Source organism: Limnobacter parvus, assembly GCF_024623725.1.
Classification (GTDB): domain Bacteria; phylum Pseudomonadota; class Gammaproteobacteria; order Burkholderiales; family Burkholderiaceae_B; genus Limnobacter; species Limnobacter parvus.
Map to the genome: position 1 here is coordinate 618671 of NZ_JANKHG010000017.1, position 17720 is coordinate 636390.

The 17720-nt window shown below is 50.6% G+C and carries 13 protein-coding genes; 8 read left to right on the top strand and 5 right to left on the bottom strand.

Features of this window, described 5'->3' with window-relative positions:
- Positions 1 to 25 precede the first annotated feature (25 nt).
- From ligA to smc, 3 genes are read right to left on the bottom strand one after another with little or no spacing between them, the layout of a single operon-like run.
- Complete coding sequence (ligA, locus tag NSP04_RS10035; protein ID WP_371825011.1) at positions 26 to 2089, bottom strand: NAD-dependent DNA ligase LigA; 2064 nt, start codon at positions 2087 to 2089, stop codon at positions 26 to 28.
- Entirely contained in the window at positions 2086 to 3210 is a 1125-nt protein-coding gene (locus NSP04_RS10040) for a hypothetical protein (protein WP_257512191.1), read from the bottom strand. The genes ligA and NSP04_RS10040 overlap by 4 nt, the downstream gene beginning before the upstream one ends.
- Positions 3207 to 6728 (bottom strand): chromosome segregation protein SMC, encoded by a 3522-nt coding sequence (smc, locus tag NSP04_RS10045; protein ID WP_257512192.1) that lies wholly within the window; start codon positions 6726 to 6728, stop codon positions 3207 to 3209. Before smc ends, NSP04_RS10040 begins: the two co-directional genes overlap by 4 nt.
- A gap of 184 nt (positions 6729 to 6912) precedes the next feature.
- On the opposite strand from smc, the gene queF reads away from it, so the two are divergent.
- From queF to NSP04_RS10075, 6 genes are read left to right on the top strand one after another with little or no spacing between them, the layout of a single operon-like run.
- Complete coding sequence (queF, locus tag NSP04_RS10050; RefSeq protein ID WP_257512193.1) at positions 6913 to 7332, top strand: preQ(1) synthase; 420 nt, start codon at positions 6913 to 6915, stop codon at positions 7330 to 7332.
- A gap of 13 nt (positions 7333 to 7345) precedes the next feature.
- Positions 7346 to 8530: a succinyldiaminopimelate transaminase gene (gene dapC, locus NSP04_RS10055; RefSeq protein ID WP_257512286.1), complete on the top strand. Its 1185-nt coding sequence runs from the start codon at positions 7346 to 7348 to the stop codon at positions 8528 to 8530.
- A 26-nt stretch (positions 8531 to 8556) separates the two neighbouring features.
- Positions 8557 to 9387, top strand: coding sequence for a 2,3,4,5-tetrahydropyridine-2,6-dicarboxylate N-succinyltransferase (dapD, locus tag NSP04_RS10060; RefSeq protein ID WP_257512194.1), 831 nt, complete (start codon positions 8557 to 8559; stop codon positions 9385 to 9387).
- 15 nt (positions 9388 to 9402) lie between these two features.
- Positions 9403 to 9747, top strand: a complete 345-nt coding sequence (locus NSP04_RS10065) for an ArsC/Spx/MgsR family protein (RefSeq protein WP_257512195.1) — start codon at positions 9403 to 9405, stop codon at positions 9745 to 9747.
- Positions 9744 to 10658 carry a 50S ribosomal protein L3 N(5)-glutamine methyltransferase gene (gene prmB, locus NSP04_RS10070; protein WP_257512196.1) on the top strand — a complete coding sequence of 305 codons (915 nt, stop codon included), beginning with the start codon at positions 9744 to 9746 and terminating at the stop codon, positions 10656 to 10658. The genes NSP04_RS10065 and prmB overlap by 4 nt, the downstream gene beginning before the upstream one ends.
- 9 nt (positions 10659 to 10667) lie before the next feature.
- The gene (locus NSP04_RS10075) at positions 10668 to 12593 is read left to right on the top strand and encodes an ABC-F family ATP-binding cassette domain-containing protein (RefSeq protein WP_257512197.1); all 1926 of its coding nucleotides are present in this window, start codon (positions 10668 to 10670) and stop codon (positions 12591 to 12593) included.
- Positions 12594 to 12604: 11 nt separating this feature from the next.
- On the opposite strand, the gene NSP04_RS10080 is transcribed toward NSP04_RS10075, so the two are convergent.
- A complete protein-coding gene (locus tag NSP04_RS10080) occupies positions 12605 to 14197 on the bottom strand; it encodes a hypothetical protein (RefSeq protein WP_257512198.1) in 1593 nt (530 codons plus the stop codon).
- A 360-nt stretch (positions 14198 to 14557) separates the two neighbouring features.
- On the opposite strand from NSP04_RS10080, the gene NSP04_RS10085 reads away from it, so the two are divergent.
- Positions 14558 to 16237, top strand: a complete 1680-nt coding sequence (locus tag NSP04_RS10085) for an AMP-dependent synthetase/ligase (RefSeq protein WP_257512199.1) — start codon at positions 14558 to 14560, stop codon at positions 16235 to 16237.
- A gap of 46 nt (positions 16238 to 16283) precedes the next feature.
- Here the strand turns inward: NSP04_RS10085 and NSP04_RS10090 are convergent, their stop codons facing one another.
- Positions 16284 to 16919 (bottom strand): NYN domain-containing protein, encoded by a 636-nt coding sequence (locus NSP04_RS10090; protein WP_257512200.1) that lies wholly within the window; start codon positions 16917 to 16919, stop codon positions 16284 to 16286.
- Between the two features lie 319 nt (positions 16920 to 17238).
- Here NSP04_RS10090 and NSP04_RS10095 point away from each other — a divergent pair, with 319 nt between their 5' ends.
- The gene (locus NSP04_RS10095; RefSeq protein ID WP_257512201.1) at positions 17239 to 17631 is read left to right on the top strand and encodes a GIY-YIG nuclease family protein; all 393 of its coding nucleotides are present in this window, start codon (positions 17239 to 17241) and stop codon (positions 17629 to 17631) included.
- The last annotated feature ends 89 nt before the right edge of the window (positions 17632 to 17720 follow it).

Genomic DNA, 17720 nt, shown 5'->3' on the forward strand with positions numbered 1-17720 from the left:
AATAATTAATTAGTTCGAGCGATAATTAAAGCATACCTTGAAATGTCGTCTCATCAAGTATGGTGATACCCAGACCAGCGGCCTTGTCCAGCTTGCTTCCTGCAGACTCCCCTGCCAAAACAAAATCTGTCTTTTTCGACACCGAGCCGCTGACTTTGCCACCGCGTTCAACGATTAACGCAGCAGCTTCATCGCGGCTATACTGGCTCAGGCTGCCGGTCAGCACAAATGTTTTACCAAAAAAAGGATGTGTTTCGTCAAAGGTCTGGGCTTGTGCTTCGGGCCATTCCAAGCCCAAATCGATTAGCTCTCGAACCACTTGCTTATTCGCTGGCTCATCGAAAAACTGTCGGATTGATTCGGCCACAATTGGCCCCACGTCATTCACTTCCAAAAGCTCGTCGATGCTTGCACCGATCAGCTTTTCAACACTGTTGAAATGGGAGGCAAGGTCGCGAGCAGTTGCCTCTCCCACATGTCGAATACCCAGCCCGAACAAAAATCGACTGAAGGTGGTTTGCTTGGCCTTGTTAATGCTGTCGAGCAAATTGCGGGCAGACTTATCACCCATGCGTTCAAGTTGAACGATGTCTTCGAATTGGAGGCGGAACAAATCAGCTGGTGTTTTCACCCATTCTTTTTCGACCAACACTTCGATCAGCTTGCTGCCAAGGCCTTCAATGTCAATGGCCCGGCGGTGCGCGAAGTGGATAATGGATTGGGTCAGTTGCGCTTTGCAAACCAGGCCACCTGTGCAGCGCAAGGCGGCTTCACCCTCTTCTTTGCGCACCAGTGAATTACAAATGGGGCATTGGGTAGGCATTTGAAATGCCACGCTGGAAGCACTTCGCAAGTTACCGGAAAATGGTAGTACTTCGGGAATTACATCGCCTGCGCGACGAACCAAAACCTGATCGCCGACGCGCAGATCTTTGCGCTGAATTTCATCCAGATTGTGCAAGGTGGCTGACGACACCATCACACCCCCAACCTTGACTGGGTCCAGTTTGGCCACTGGCGTAATTGAGCCAGTTCGGCCAACTTGTACTTCAATAGTCAAAATGCGGCTGAGCACTTCGTCGGGCGGAAACTTATGCGCTACCGCGAACCGTGGTGCCTTGGCCACAAAACCGAGTTGATCTTGCAGATCGAAAGAGTCAACTTTGTACACAACGCCATCAATTTCAAATGGAAGGTGGATGCGGCTATCGCCTACATGCCGGTAGTAGTCAAGCAGACCTTGCGCGCCTTTAGCGCTCTTGCTTAACTGCGAAACTGGCAGGCCCATACCGGCTAGCCACCTCATCAGGGCAGATTGATTCTTCAATTCGCGCAACTGGTCTCGACTCAAAGCGGCGCCATAACAAAAGAATCGCAGAGGTCGGCTGGCTGCGATTTTGGGGTCGAGCTGACGAATGGTGCCTGCCGCTGCATTGCGTGGATTTGCAAACACCTTGAGCCCCAAGTCGGCTTGGCGTTCATTCATTTGTGCAAAATCTTTTTTGTACATAAAGATTTCGCCGCGCACTTCAAGATGCGCGGGCAGATTGTCGCCTTTTAGTTTCAATGGCAAGCTGCGTATCGTTTTGACATTGCTCGACACGTCTTCACCCACGGTGCCGTCGCCGCGTGTAATGGCCTGTTCGAACAATCCGTTTTTGTAATGAATCGAGATGGCGAGTCCATCAAACTTCGGATCGACTGCGTAGTCGATCGCGGTGTTGGCTGGTAAATCTGCCAACTCTTTAACCCTGCGGTCAAAGGCGATGACATCGCTGTCGTCAAACGCATTGCCCAAAGAAAGCATCGGCACGCGGTGTTTAACCTGTTCAAACCCCTCAGAGGGTTTTCCACCTACTCGCTGCGTGGGTGAATCGCTTTGAATCAAAGTTGGGTGATCAGCTTCAAGTTGTTGCAGCGCCCGGTAAACGCGGTCATATTCGGAATCGGGAACCTCGGGAGCATCTAGCACGTAGTACGCATGTTCCCACCGATCAAGCTGATCAATCATGCTGCGCATGGCCTGCGCCGGCTGCGCTGGTGACGAGGGTTCGCCACTGCCATGTTCGAACAAATCCAGATTACTCATGAAAACAATATGCGGGCGATAGGTGTGCCGGGTTTGAAACCTGAGTCGGTCAAATCACGGACTCTTTCGATCAGTTGGTTGTATATGCCTTCAATGGCTTGAGTGCTCAGGGTACGGCCTGAATCGTCCATCAGGGGGGCACCGAATTTTTCGTTCATGCCGTGGCAAACCGTGACGATATCGCCCAAGGCTTTAATCGGTTCTGCCGAATTTGGAACATCAATGCTAAAGCTAAGCAGACGTTTGCCCGGTGCGTTGTGGATCACCATCGTGGCCAGGGTTCCAGAACTGTCGCTCAAGAACCATTGATGACCTTTTTGGACCCAGCCAGCCGCAGCCAACATGTCCACCGCTATGCTTTCCTGCACGGTATCGGGCAATAGGCAATGAAGGCCCAGCAGGGTGTCGAGCGCAGCGGCGGCTTGGTCAAGTGTTTCCGCTTTGGCCACGACCTCTTTCATCTCAGGAAATTCAATGTCAGCGTTTTGATCTTCAGCGAACCGTTTGAGTTTTCCAAGCACTTCGGAAAATTCAATTGAACTCAGCGGCCCTTTTCGATTGGCAATTTGCACACTGGCTTTCAGCGACTTTGCCATGCCTTGGTAGGGCTGGGCCTTGAACCACAAGGTTTCAATGCTGTCTGCTGAGTCAGGGCTTGCCGAATAAACAATTCGCTTGCGGTTGATTTGTTCAAGTCCGTCAGTCAGCGATTTCCAGGTGTTTGCATCTTTGGTCTCATCAAAACGAATGATGAAATCAGCAAATATTTTTTTGTCGATTAAATTTTGTGGTTCATTTTTCAGGTTTTCATCGTTGATTGTCAGGTCGCTTACGGAGCCATCACTGTTTGACAGCGGATCGGTAAATTCACCCGAAAGTTCTTTTTGCGAATCGCCTTGATAGGTACCGATACTTTGGTCCTGCGCACCAGTAAACCCAGGTTCGGTTCGTTCGTAGTTTTGTTTGCTTGAATTATTGTTGAGCAAAGGATCTTGGTCAGTTTCACCAAAACGTTCCGTTGCTTGCTTGCGCAAGCGGTAGTCTTGCCACCAGTTGTATCCGATCATGGCGGCAATGCCACCACCACCAACAATCAACAGGGTTAGTTGTAAGTCATTCATACTGTTTCCGTTGCCATTTTTTCTGCAGCAGCCAAGTCAACAGCCACGATTCGGGAAACACCTTTTTCCTGCATCGTAACGCCTATTAGCTGCTGGGCCATTTCCATGGCGATCTTGTTGTGGGAGATGAACAAAAACTGGGTTTGTTCAGACATTTGTTTCACCAGACGCGTGAAGCGTTCGGTGTTTGCGTCGTCCAGCGGTGCATCCACTTCGTCGAGCAAGCAGAACGGCGCCGGGTTCAATTCAAAAATTGCGAAGACCAAAGCAGTGGCTGTAAGCGCCTTTTCACCACCCGACAACAAATGAATGGTGCCGTTTTTCTTACCTGGAGGCTGAGCAAACACCTGCACGCCAGCGTCCAGAATTTCGTCGCCTGTCATCACCAAACGTGCCTCGCCGCCACCGAACAGTTTTGGGAACAAACGTGAGAAGTGACCATTTACCACACCGAAAGTTTCAGACAACAAGTCGCGAGTTTCTTTGTCAATTTTGCGGATTGCATCTTCCAGGGTTTCCATCGCTTCAATCAAATCGCCAGCCTGTTGGTCCAGGAAAGACTTTCTTTCCGTGGCCGCAGCCAGTTCATCGAGTGCAGCCAGGTTCACCGCCCCCAATTCCTGCATGCTGTTGGTCAGGCGGGTAACTTCCGCCTGCAACACAGACGCCTTGGGCGGCACCTCCAAGGCAACGAGTTGCGCACTTAATTCGTTTACATCGGCATGAACTTCATCCAACAAATTTTTGTATTGTTCAATGGTCAACTCGGCAGCCTGAATTTTTAGCGCCCAATCTTGCACTGCATCACGCAGCGGGTCGGCCAGCTTGTCGCTTTCTTTCTCGGTGCGCTCAAGCTCGGAAACCTTGCTCATGATCTGTTCAAGTGCATCGCGCGATACAGCGACTTTTTCCTCGGCCACCACGCGTTCTTCAAGCGCAGCTTGAAGCGATTCCTGACCTTCAATTTCAGAAAGCCCTTCAAGTTCAGCCAAGGCAAGTTGCTTGCGCTGCTGGATTTGTTGAATTTGGCTGCTTGCAAATGCAATGTCGCGTTCGCATTCACGCTGGCGCGATTCCTGATTGCGAATGTTGAATTCGGCGTCCTGTTTTTTGCGCAAGGCATTTTGAACCTGCGCCTGCTTGTCGCGAAGCACCTGCTCTGCCTCGGTTACCCGGTCTTTCTGGCTTTCCAGTGCATCGCTGGCCACGGCCAGTTGCTCGTCAAGTTCTGCGTATTTGTCTTCGGATTCCAACAAAATAGCGCGCTGTTCTTCCAGCTCGCTTTGCAGCAAGGCCACATCCAGCCCAATTTGCTCACGGCGGCTGTCTGCCCTGCTTTGCTGTTCTTGCAAACGGATTAACTGCACCTGGGCTTCATGAAGGCGTTTGGTCAGGCTTTCCACCAGGTTGCGGGCCTGAACCACATTGGCTTTCATCTCGCCGGTACGAAGTTGAAGCTGATCGCGTTTGGCCATGGACTCGTTTTTCAACATGTCGAGCGCTCGAACTTCGGTGCGCAGTGCGTCGATTTGTTGCTGGCGTTCGAGCCTGCCGCTTTGCGCGTTGTCAGCCGCGTAAAACGACACGCCCGTGGAACTAACACAATGCCCCTGGGGTGTGAAAACTCGTTGGCCCGGATTTAAGCTTTTGCGTTTGGAAAGCGCAGCCTGCAAATCTGGGGCCATCAAATAGCCGGCCAGAAGCTGCGCCAATGACTGTTGGGTGGCTGAGTCTGAACTGCGCACAAGGCTGGCCAGATCTTCAGGACCAACAGGCAAATTGGTGTTGGCAGGCGAAGACTCCATAAACGCAACGCGCGCAGGTGGTGGCTGTTTGGCGAACCCTTCAACCATGTCCAGTGTACGAACCTGAAAGCTGTCCAGCGACTCACGCAGGGCCGATTCCAGCGCCCTTTCCCAGCCGCGCTCTACTTGGAGCTTGCCCAAGAGGCGCGGGGTTTCACCCAGGCCACTGGATTCAACCCACGGCTTCAGTTCTGCGCTTTCCGCCAGTTGATCATTCAGGTTTTCGAGCGCCTGCAATTGCGCTTGCGCATTGGCATGCTTGTCGCGCTCCGAGTTGAAGGCCACTTGAACATGATCAAGTTCACTGTTGCTGTTGGCCAACTTGCTTTCCAGCTCATTGAATTGCGTTGCACTTTGAGCAAGTTCGGCTTCAAGGGAAAGGACGCGAGCTTGGACCTCGTCAAGATCATGCACAGAGGGCGCCGCAATTTGCTGTTTTTCGCTCTCAAGCCGGTCAAGTTTTACTTGAATCGTGGTTTCAGCACGGCTTGCAGATTCTTGCTGCGATGAGATTTGGCTCAAAGACTGCTGAATCTGCATGACGCCAGCGCGCTTCTGATCAACAGCTGACCTTGCCGCCTGCAAAGCCTGCTCAACCGGCTCAACTGCCAGCTCGGCTTCTTCCAGTGCAATAATTCGTTCTTCAAGTTCGGCCTGTTGTTCTTCGCTCGAGCCACTAATTTCTTCAAGACGGGCCTTGGCGTCTTCTTCACGCACGGTCCAGTTTTGAATTTCAAGTTCAAGTTCAGCCACGCGCGCACCCAGGCGGGCGCGCGATTCGGCCATTACCCGCAAATCAGCTTCAAGGCGACTAACCTGACGGTTGGCTTCAATCCATTGGGTTTGATCATTTTCCAATTGCTGCTGGGCATCCACCTGCTTTTCTCGCACAGCGAAAAGCTCAGTTTGCGTGCTGATCGACTTGCTTTGAATGGCTTCCAGATCGGCTTTGGCCCGTTCAAGTTTGGCTTGACCAGTGTTTTTCTGTTCCAGCGCTTCGGTGTACCGAATAATCCAGAGCAGACGTTGTTTGGTATTTTTCGCTTCTTCCAGTTCCTTGAAATGGCGTGCCACGGTGGCTTGCTGTTCAAGGCGCTCTATCTGGCTGGTTAGCTCGCGCAATATATCTTCAATTCGGGTCAGGTTGTCGCGGGTATCGGCCAAGCGATTGCCCGTTTCGCGGCGGCGCTCTTTGTATTTCGACACCCCGGCGGCTTCTTCGAGGAAAATGCGCAGTTCCTCGGGGCGGGCTTCAATAATTCGGGCGATCATACCCTGCCCAATGATGGCGTAAGCGCGGGGACCCAAGCCAGTGCCCAGGAAAATGTCTTGAACGTCTCGACGGCGAACCGCCTGCTGGTTAATGTAATAGGTTGATGCACCGTCGCGTGTCAGCACGCGTTTCACGGAAATTTCGGAATATTGGTTCCAACTGCCACCTGCCCGGCCTTCGGCGTTGTCGAACACCAGTTCCACGCTGGCACGAGATGCTGCCTTGCGGTTGGTAGAGCCGTTGAAAATAACGTCCTGCATGGACTCGCCACGCAACTCCGACGCTTTGGATTCACCCAACACCCAACGCACAGCGTCGATGATGTTCGATTTTCCGCAGCCGTTCGGACCCACCACCCCAACCAGATTACTGGGCACGGCGAAGGACGTCGGTTCAACAAATGACTTAAAGCCAGCTAAACGAATGTGAGTTAATCGCACGATGAGGTGGAAATGAGACCAATAGAACGAATAAAAACTTCAACCCACGGGAACTTGAAAACCCGCTGACCTTATAATAGCAAAGCCTTTGCGCTTTACGCCGGGCACCCTGCCCTTAGTTGGCAGGATGATTGATTTGTTTAACGCCACACGGCTTTGTGCCCTGAAGGCCCACGAGAGAAGCATGAGCAACAAACCCAGCCGAGATTTACAAACTTTCCCGAACCCAAACCCGGACCGGCCCTACCACGTTCACATCGAAGTGCCTGAATTTACATGCCTTTGTCCGTTGACTGGCCAACCCGACTTTGCCACTTTGGTGATCGACTACCTGCCCAACCAAAAAAATGTTGAGCTGAAAAGCCTGAAAATGTACATGTGGAGCTACCGCGAGGAAGGTGCATTCCATGAAGCGGTAACCAACAAGATTCTGGACGACCTGGTGGCCGCAACCGACCCTCGGTACATGAAACTGACCGCAAAATGGTATGTGCGCGGCGGCGTTTACACCACAGTGGTGGCAGAGCACCGCCATGCCAGCTTTCAGCCCTTGCCCAAAGTTGAACTTGATTCCATTTTAACCATGAACCCTACTCGTGGCTAATGCAGCAATTTCGGTGAACGCATTGAAAAATCTAGACAAACTTCAGCCATACCCGTTCGAACGTCTACGTGCCCTGTACACAGGGGTGCAACACAAAGGTGGGCTTGCGCACGTAAATTTGTCGATTGGCGAGCCCAAGCACCCTACTCCTGAGTTGATCAAGCAAGCCTTGATTGATAATCTGGATGGATTGTCGGTTTACCCCGGCACGCAGGGCCTGCCTGTGTTGCGCAAGGCCATTTCCGACTGGATATTGCGCCGCTTCGACGCACTTGTTGATCCAGAAACGCAGGTGTTGCCCATTTTGGGTTCTCGGGAAGCGCTGTTTTCATTCGCACAAGTGGTGCTGGACGGATGTGAGGCTGGCAGCCATGTGGCCTTTCCCAACCCGTTTTACCAAATTTATGAAGGTGCAACGTTTCTGGGGGGTGCCTGTCCGGTATTTGTGAACATTGACCCTGAAACAGGCTTGTCGAATTTTCACGCGCTTGGCCCGGATGTGTTGGCCAAAACCAAATTAATGTATGTGTGCTCGCCGAACAACCCCACTGGTGCGGTGTATACGCTGGAAGACTGGCAAAAGCTGTTTGATCTGGCCGATGAATACAACATCGTGATTGCATCGGATGAGTGTTATTCAGAAATTTATCTAGATGGAACCGCGGCCCCAATTGGTGGACTGGAAGCAGCCAGCCGCCTTGGCCGGTCCAGTTACACTAATCTGATTGTGTTCTCGAGTCTTTCAAAACGGTCAAACGCGCCAGGTTTGCGTTCGGGCTATGTGGCGGGCGATGCCAATTTAATCAAGGCGTTCCTGCGTTACCGCACCTACCATGGCTCGGCGATGTCCACCACCATCCAGATGGCCAGTGTGGCCGCATGGAACGACGAAGAACATGTGGCCGAAAACCGCCGCTTGTACACTGAAAAATTCAAAGCATTTAGCGCCATTCTGGAAAGCAAGCTACAGCTGCGTATTCCACCTGCAGGCTTTTACTTTTGGGCCGATGTGGGCCAAAGCGATACGGCATTTGCAAAAACGCTGTTTGAGCAAGCGCATGTTACCCTGTTGCCCGGAAGCTTTTTGGGTCGCGAAGTGAACGGTTACAACCCAGGCGCAAACCATGTGCGAATCGCCTTGGTTGCAAGCCTTGATGAGTGCAACGAAGCCGCCAATCGAATCGCAAAACAAATTTAAAACATACCCTGACACAGGAAATAACCATGACAACAAATCATCAAACCATTATCGAAGCCGCATGGGAAAACCGTGCAGAGATTTCACCATCGTCTGCACCGGTTGACGTGCGCGCTGCCGTGGGCGACGTGCTTGAGAAACTGAATACTGGCGAGTTGCGCGTGTGTTCCAAAGAAGGTGGCGACTGGGTTACCCACCAGTGGATTAAAAAAGCGGTGCTGCTTTCTTTCCGCCTTGAAGACAACAAGCCCATGGCTGCGGGCGGATTTACGCAGTTTTACGACAAAGTGCCCACCAAGTTTGTGGATTACACCGAAGAAGACTTCAAGAAAGGCGGTTTCCGAGTGGTGCCCCCAGCAGTGGCCCGCCGCGGAAGCTTCATCGCCAAGAATGTGGTATTGATGCCCAGCTACGTGAACATCGGCGCCTATGTCGATGAAGGCACCATGGTCGACACTTGGGCCACAGTGGGTTCATGCGCACAGATTGGTAAAAACGTGCACTTGAGCGGTGGCGTGGGCATCGGTGGCGTATTGGAACCCCTGCAAGCCAACCCTACCATCATTGAAGACAACTGCTTTATTGGCGCACGTTCCGAAGTGGTGGAAGGCGTGATTGTGGAAGAAAACTCTGTCATTTCCATGGGCGTGTATTTGGGCCAAAGTACCAAAATTTTCAACCGCGAAACCGGTGAAGTCACTTACGGTCGAATCCCAGCTGGTTCAGTGGTGGTAAGTGGTTCACTGCCAAGTGCCTGTGGAAAATACAGCCTGTACTGCGCAGTAATTGTGAAGCGTGTTGATGCGAAAACCCGTGCCAAAACCGGTATCAATGAATTGCTGCGCAACGCAGAATAAGGAGCCCCCATCAGAATGACTGCCAAGGTGTACGGAATACCCAACTGTTCGAGTGTGAAAAAGGCGATTGCTTCCCTGAAGGAAGGCAATATTGAAGTGCTTTTTCACGATTTCAAGAAACACGGCGTGCCAGCAGATTTGCTGGACGAATGGATTGTTGAATTCGGACTGGACATGGTTATTAACCGCAAAGGCACCACTTGGCGCGGGCTGGACGAAGGCATGCAAATCAAAGCCCTGTCACCCGAAGGTGCCAAGGCACTTCTGTTGGAATACCCCAGCATTATTAAACGCCCGGTGGTTGAGCTCAACGGTGAATTAACCATTGGGCAAACAGATTTCAGCAAAGGCAATTCATGAATCAGGACCACGCAGTGCACATTGCAGTCGACCCCAAGGAACTGCACACTGTGCGCGATTGGGTGCGGTTTTATGTCACTGAAATGCGCCGCGGCAATGTGTTTTTCGGCCACGGATCAAGCAATGCATTTGATGAAGCCATTTACATGGTGCAATCAGCATTGCATTTGCCGATCGGCGACTTAAGCCCTTTCTGGGACGCACGCGTAACCGCACAGGAATCGTCTCGCCTGCTGCGTTTTATTACCCAGCGGGTTATTGATCGCAAGCCCGCCAGTTACATTACTGGCGAAGCTTGGTTACAAGGTCATTCATTCAAGGTGGATGAGCGGGTCATTATTCCCCGTTCTTTCATCGCGGAAATGTTGGCAGATCAATTCACGCCTTGGGTTAACGCGCCTGAAATGCCCTTTGACATTCTGGACATGTGCACTGGGTCGGGTTGCCTGGCCATTCTGGCTGCGCATGTTTTTGAAAATGCTGAAGTGGATGCAGTTGACCTGTCTGAAGATGCATTGGTACTGGCTCGCGAGAACATCGCCCTTCACGACTTGAAGCAACGCGTGCACACCGTAAAGTCCGATCTGTTTTCAAACTTGAATGGCAAACAGTACGATTTCATTTTGACGAATCCACCTTATGTGAACGAAGCGTCAATGAAGAAGTTGCCGCCTGAATACCTGCACGAACCCCGAATGGCCTTGGCCGGTGGCGACAGTGGTATGGACCTGATTCAAGAGATCTTGACCCAAGCACCCAAGCACCTGAAAGATGGTGGCTTTTTGGTGGTTGAGTTGGGCAATGAAAAACTTCATTTCGAAGCCGCATTTCCGCATTTAAATCCCATTTGGCTTGAAACCTCGGCAGGTGACGAACAGGTGTTTTTACTTAACAAAGAAGACTTGGTCTAAACCCATTCAATGATTCAAATCAATAACCTTAGCATTGCGCGTGGCAGCAAGCCCATTTTAACCAACGCTGAACTTACCCTGTTTCCTGGCGAAAAAGTGGGCCTGATCGGTCACAACGGCGCGGGCAAATCAAGCTTTCTTAGCGCATTGCTGGGCGAACTTCACATCGACCAGGGCAGTATTGACTTGCCCAAGGTGTGGCGCCTTTCCTGGATTGATCAGGAGGTAACCGCCAACCACCTCAGCGTGATTGATTTCGCCCTGGAAGGTGACCGCGCCCTGCATGAGGTACGCCAGAAAATTCATGCCGTTGAAGAAAGTGGCGACATGGAGCAGCTGGGCAACTTGTACGAAGAACTTGAAAACCTGGATGGCTACACAGCAGAAGCACGCGTGGCCACCATTTTGCACGGTCTTGGTTTTAAAACCGAGGACCTGCAACGCAAGGTTGGCGAGTTTTCAGGCGGCTGGAAAATGCGTTTGAACCTCGCCAAGGTTTTGGGTTCCAGAGCAGATTTGATATTGCTGGATGAACCCACCAACCACTTGGACATTGAGGCTGTGGTGTGGCTTGAGCAATGGATCAAGCAGGTCAACAGCACCGTGATTCTGGTTTCTCACGACCGTGATTTTCTGGATGAAGTGTGTACCCACACAGTACACCTGAACAACGTAAAACTGACCAAGTACAGCGGTGGGTATTCAGCATTCGAACGCGCATTTGCCGAGCGTGCTGACCAGGTAAGCCAGGCCAATCGCAAAGCAGCTGGTGAAATGGAAAAGCTGCAGAAGTTTGTTGACCGCTTCAAGGCCAAAGCCAGCAAGGCCAAACAGGCCCAAAGCCGTGTAAAGCGCCTTGAAAAGATCAAGCTGATTGAAACCCTTCAAGTTGAGCCACATGTGGCTATTCCATTCATGGAGCCGCACAAAAGCCCCGACCCCTTGGTGGTATTGAATCGCAGTGATTGTGGTTACGAAGGCGTTGCCCCGATTTTAAAAAGCATCAGCCTGGAACTTCGCCCCGGTGATCGAATTGGCTTGTTGGGTGCGAACGGAAACGGCAAAACCACCTTGGTAAAAACTTTGGTGGGCGAGCGTGACATGCTGGGTGGCGAACGTGTGGAAGGCAAAGGGCTTGTTTACGGCTACTTTGCCCAGGATCAAATCGAATCACTGGACATGAATGCCACGCCCTTGCAGCACATGTCACGCCTTGAACGGCAAATATCAGAACAAAAGGCCCGGGAGTTTTTGGCTCGTTATCACTTCCGTGACGACAAGGTGCGCCAATTGGTGGGCAGTTTTTCTGGAGGCGAAAAGTCGCGCTTGGCCTTGGCCTTACTGGCCTACAAGCGCCCTAACCTTCTGCTACTGGATGAACCAACCAACCACCTGGACATTGCTACACGTCAGGCCCTGGCCAGCAGCCTGCTGGAATTTGAAGGCGCGCTGATCATGGTTTCCCACGACCGGCATTTGCTGGAATCGATCACTGACCGTTTTTGGCGTGTGCACCAAGGCGCAGTAACGGAGTTCGAAGGCGACCTTGACGACTATGCTGAATTGTTGCGCAAGGAAACCAATGCCGACAATCAACGAAACAAGCAGAATTTAGGTTCTGGCAACAAGCCAGTCGTGAAAGCCCAGGCCACCGTCGCGGCGCCAGTCGATCGCCAGGCGGCCGGCCAGCGTTTGAAGCAATTGAATAATCAGGTGAAAAAACTCGAGAAGCAGATTGAAGCGGACCGCCCAAAATTGGCTGCGCTGGACGACGCCCTCGCAAAATGCAATTACAGTGATTCGGATTCTGCAAAAAAAGCAGCTCAGCACCATGAAGAACGGAATTCAGTTTCAGCACGCCTGGAACTCGCCGAAAATGAGTTACTTGAAGCAATGGTGGAAATTGAATCCCTGGAAGAAACTTTGGGGGTTTGAACAAACGCCTTTTAGCTCAACATGCCCTCTTCACTTAAAAACTCCCGCCAAGCGTCCAAGTGAAAACAAAGCGCAGAACTGTTTACTTGAGTATTTAAATTTACCAAGTTTTCACGCAGCAATTGACGAAGATCTGCACCGGAAATTTCGCACATTTTCGCGCGCACGTGACTTTTGACTACGTCGGGAACCCCAAGGGATGGGTAAACCTCTGCATCATATAAATGCTCACCAAGTACCAGCATCAGCAAGTCCAGTGCAGTTTGTGATTGAGTGGATCCGCCCTGCTTTGCATCTTGAAATGCCAACTCAACAAGCCCAATCTGACTGCGCAAAATAAGTGCCTCTGTCATCTTCGACTGCTCAAGCGAACGATTTCTTTGCTCGATCAAGCCGTGGTAAGCCTCTGGCAAGTTCCACTTTCTGCTGTCCGCGCGATTAATCAGCTCAAGGCTGATTTTAAGTGACGAACGGCTTGATACATCTTGTAAATTCGTATCGTCGGTGTGGGGCGGGGATGCCATCTCGTTCTGGAATGTGGAATCTTCATCGTGGGCAATCAAAGACTCCAAAAAGCGATCCTGACCAAAAACTTCTGGTGAATGGGAAACCTCATTCACTGGGTTCTTCAAACTGGTATCGAGCTCGGCATTGTGCCGGAACTCTGTCAGTTGGGGCTCGTGCATGGAGGAAGGTCCTGACGGGCGACCTTTGCGAATTGAAGCCCCACCAAACAGCCTGTATTTTCGTGTTAGGTAAATCAACACTGTCAGGATTAGCAGGCCTGTTGCCAGTGCCATCAAATGCAACTGACTAAGTCCTAAAGCTCCAATTGAACCGATACTCTGCTCATCATTCAACCCCAGGCCACTGTGCGATGAACCAGTGCCCTTTCGGCTCTCTATCAATCCATTTCCAATTAAGTTTGTGCCCAATGAAGCAATGCGTATAGGCTCGTCAGTGGACTTTATCGGTGTGTCCGCTTGCGATTCGTTAACGGCAACCGACTCAGCCATATGCTTTTCCACAACATTCGGAGTCGAATTTGGCGCGTCGTAAGCGGGTGTCAAATTAATTCTGCGGGTAGGCGATATACGCGATTTTGCCAATATTGAAGAGCTGGCTGGATCAAAATTATTGCTTGCAAGCTTTGTATTACCGGTTTCTGTGGTTTGCTCTGGCACGGACTGGTTTTGATTCATGATCAAGGTCCAGCGGCTCGTGAAAGTAAGCAACGGGCATTCAGAGACCAACTCAAGTTGCACCAAAGCATGATTGATTGGTGACACGGATTCAAACTCGACCATGCCCCCCTGTCTGATAGTTGGCTCAAAGTTCACCCACACATCGATTGTGCGGCCACTCGTGGCGGTGTCGATTGACTGGATTCTAGAACGCATACAGGTAGAGCGCAGTTGCGATTCAGTGCCCTCTGGAATACCTGACAAGGTGCTTTTGAGCTGAAGCTTCTTTCCAATGTCCTGAACACCTGCGGGTACACTCATCTCAAGGCCATATGAAAGCAATGGAACGGCATACAGCCACAATCCAGTGGCAATCAATACACAGGTATGCCAGAGAGCAGAATTCAGGATAGTGGTCATTGGGTCTCGCAGTTCAATCGTTCCAGCAAGCCCTCAGGATACGCAATGAATTACCTCATGAGGTATCCTAGAAATGACCTAGCACGAACGTGTTAGCCCGCCCATTTACCCCAACCTGGAAAAGGCAATGTTGTTTACATCGCAGGTTCACTGAAGTCGGTTTCTTACCAGTGGCCTCAAGTGCAATCGAGGTGTAAGGTGAATAAGTGTGCCCGCTTGGGTGATCAACCTGCGCGAAGCCTACTTGGCGTCATGCAGCATGCAAAAATTGATTCTAGAATGACTGTTCATATCATTGATTGAACAGTTCAGTACACTACGGGCAATTTAATAAAAAATAGAGACTCGGGAGATCAGCTTATGGCGAACATCGCCACTTTCTTGTTCCAACACGACGACACACCAAATCGTGTTTTGTACCGCCAGTTTATCGACAACGAATGGGTCGACTTCAAGGCCCGCGAAATGCTGGACATGGCGCGTGGCTGGCAGGCATTTTTCCGGTCAATGGGTTTACAAAAAGGTGACCGTGTCGCCATTTGTTTGAAAAACAGCGTGCATTGGGTGGCCTTCGACCAGGCAGCCGTAGCGATGGGGCTGGTATCAGTCCCTCTGTATGTCGATGACAACGCCAGCAACATCTGTTATTGCATCCAGGATTCAGGCTCCAAAGCCGTGTTGGTAGAGAACGATCGAATCGCTCGCAACTTGCTTAAAGAGGGGCTGAGCGACATCCGTGTGCTTTCTTTGAAGTCTGAAATTGAAAAGAATGCCGATGGCGTTGAAAACGCCCTGCAACTGCTGAAGAGCCTTGAAAAGAAAGTGGAGCCGTTTGAGCTTTTGGATCTTGAGCAAAACACTCTGGCCACGATCTGCTACACATCGGGCACCTCCGGTCGACCCAAGGGTGTCATGCTTTCACATAAAAATGTAATAGCCAACGTTGACAGTTGTTTTCAGCTTGACATTGCGCAACCTGACGATGTGTTTTTGTCTTTCCTGCCCATGTCGCACATGTTTGAGCGAATTGGTGGGTACTACTTGCCTTTGCGAGCAGGCGCAAAGGTAATTTACGCGCGGGGCATCAATCAGTTGCCAGAGGATTTGGCCACCCAGGCTCCAACCGTATTGTTTGCCGTACCGCGTATTTTCGAGAAATTTTACGGACGGATTCAGGCATCGGTAAAAGATTCAAGATTCAAGCGCAAAGCATTCGAAAAACTGGTTGATGTCGGCTGGCGCATGGAACAGGGAAAAGGCGGGATCGTTGATCACTTCCAGTTGCCTTTGCTGCGCGCCAAAGTAGCGCAGCCCATCCTTGAACGCCTTGGTGGACGATTACGTGTAGCCGTGGTGGGCGGTGCGGCCTTGGACAGCAACATCGCCAAGGCATTTATCTCCATGGGTTTGACGATACTTCACGGCTATGGCATGACAGAGGCATGCCCTGTGATTTCCGTGAATCGGCCTGAAGGCAATGTGCCTGAATCTGTGGGCCCTCCCTTGCCCAATGTTGAAGTCAAGCTCGGTGAAAACGATGAACTGCTTGCCCGCGGCCCCAATATCATGATGGGGTATTGGCAAAACGAGGAGGCCACCCAAAGCGCGGTCGATTCAGACGGTTGGTTGCACACTGGTGACGTGGCGGAAATTAAAGACAAACGGATTTATATTCGTGGCCGCATCAAAGACATTATGGTGTTGTCGAACGGCGAAAAGTTTTCACCACAAGACGCTGAAACTGCCATTGTAGGTGATGATGTTTTTGAGCAAATTGTTTTGATTGGTGAAGGGCGACCCTTTATTGGAATGATCGCAGTAACCGCCAATTCCAATGAGAAAGAGTTGATTAAACGTGCGAACGAGCGTCTTCAGCATCTACCTCGGTACATTCGCGTACGTAGAATTATCACAACCAAAGAGCCTTGGACTGTGGACAACGGTTTGTTGACACCCACACTGAAAGTAAAAAGGGTAAAGGTAATTGAGGCATTCAAGGACCGCATCAATGATCTTTACGCGGAAGGCATGGGCGATTAATTCATGCATTGTCAGCGGAAAAAGCCCACTTCAACGTGGGCTTTTTTTATTCTGTGGGAAGGTCTTCGTGGTCGTAATTGTCTGATCCAATTCTGGCCAGAAAATCGGCAGCACGCTCGGGGGGGGGGCACGTCGATCGAAGCCCATCGATGTAAGTAAACAGATCTTCAGAAATGTTTTGCCACATGGGATCTAGCACCACATCTACTCCTTCATGGCGCAACAATTCAGCAGCGCTGGAAAACGCACCATCACCTGTCAGTAAAACGACCTGTTGAACCTGACGCTTGTATGCCAAAGTGGCCAAATCCACGCCCATCCTGAGTTCAATACCTTTGGGGTGAGAATCAGGGGTGAAATCTTCATCAGCCAAATCGTCGACCGAGATGCGTTTTCCCAGCAAATCAGCCATTGCGTCTTCGTTGAGCTTCCAGTTGTCTGCTTCGCGAGCCTCGCCCAGTTTCACTGCCAGTTTTCGTTTTCGCTGAAGTTGTCGCTGGAAAGCCACCCGGAATTGCCCTTCCTTCGACTTTGACAAGTCAATTTGTTGTTTTGAAATTGGAAGAGTCACTCGTTGAGTGAAAACAGGTGTGTCGTAGAAAAAAATACGGAACAAATGCCGTTTGGGTTGGTTTCGTTCGAACAAATGCGCGGCCGACAGGCGCCAAACCAAATCTGCCATGACCTTTGCATCATGATGCACCGAACTTGGAAAGATTTGACGAATTCTGCGAATGAAGAAGGGACCATCCACGAGGATAGCTGTAAGCATATAAGCCCTTGATTTTTAAATGGAAATTTAAAAATGTAAATTAAATTTTAGCGAAGAAAATAACTGTCCATCAATATAGTAACACCGAACATCGGGCAAAAATAGCGATGGCCACACCCCTTAAGAGTGAGAAATGGTGACCTCATAAATAGCAATACACATACAATTAGTAAGCATTGTACTGACAGACCTTGATTTCTATTTTTTATTAATCTGTGCGGAGGATGAATTGAGTACGACCCCGGATTACAGCCAAGATGAAACCGCCCGAAAGCAAGAAAAGTACTGGCTCTACATTTTGTCCAATACCAAACCGAATGGCCCTTTGTATTTGGGTGATGCAGCCTGTCTGCTTTCCCGAATGAATGAGCATCATGCAGGCCTACGCCGTGACTATGCGCATTACCATCGCTTAGACCGACTGGTTTATTTTGAAGTTTGGTCTGATCACGACAAATTTGTGGCACGTTTGCGCCGGGTGAGGAATTGGCCTCGTGACATGCGTTTGCTGCTGATTGAATCCTTGAATCCCGAGTGGGACGATCTTCTCCCCCAGTTTTTGGCTGAACAATCGACAAAAAGCCAGATTCAGGAGCAAAAAGGTCGGGAAAAAGCAGCCTGATCTTGACTATTTTTCAGCTCGTGTAGTCCTATTTAGACCGGCCACGTTAACAATATTTGAAACTTTATTTTTAATTGGCACACAAACAC

Bases quoted from the DNA above. Each gene is read 5' to 3' on its own strand.
- ligA (WP_371825011.1), bottom strand. From the start codon at position 2,089: ATGAGTAATCTGGATTTGTTCGAACATGGCAGTGGCGAACCCTCGTCA.
- NSP04_RS10040 (WP_257512191.1), bottom strand. From the start codon at position 3,210: ATGAATGACTTACAACTAACCCTGTTGATTGTTGGTGGTGGTGGCATT.
- queF (WP_257512193.1), top strand. From the start codon at position 6,913: ATGAGCAACAAACCCAGCCGAGATTTACAAACTTTCCCGAACCCAAAC.
- dapD (WP_257512194.1), top strand. From the start codon at position 8,557: ATGACAACAAATCATCAAACCATTATCGAAGCCGCATGGGAAAACCGT.
- NSP04_RS10065 (WP_257512195.1), top strand. From the start codon at position 9,403: ATGACTGCCAAGGTGTACGGAATACCCAACTGTTCGAGTGTGAAAAAG.
- prmB (WP_257512196.1), top strand. From the start codon at position 9,744: ATGAATCAGGACCACGCAGTGCACATTGCAGTCGACCCCAAGGAACTG.
- NSP04_RS10075 (WP_257512197.1), top strand. From the start codon at position 10,668: ATGATTCAAATCAATAACCTTAGCATTGCGCGTGGCAGCAAGCCCATT.
- NSP04_RS10080 (WP_257512198.1), bottom strand. From the start codon at position 14,197: ATGACCACTATCCTGAATTCTGCTCTCTGGCATACCTGTGTATTGATT.
- NSP04_RS10085 (WP_257512199.1), top strand. From the start codon at position 14,558: ATGGCGAACATCGCCACTTTCTTGTTCCAACACGACGACACACCAAAT.
- NSP04_RS10090 (WP_257512200.1), bottom strand. From the start codon at position 16,919: ATGGCAGATTTGGTTTGGCGCCTGTCGGCCGCGCATTTGTTCGAACGA.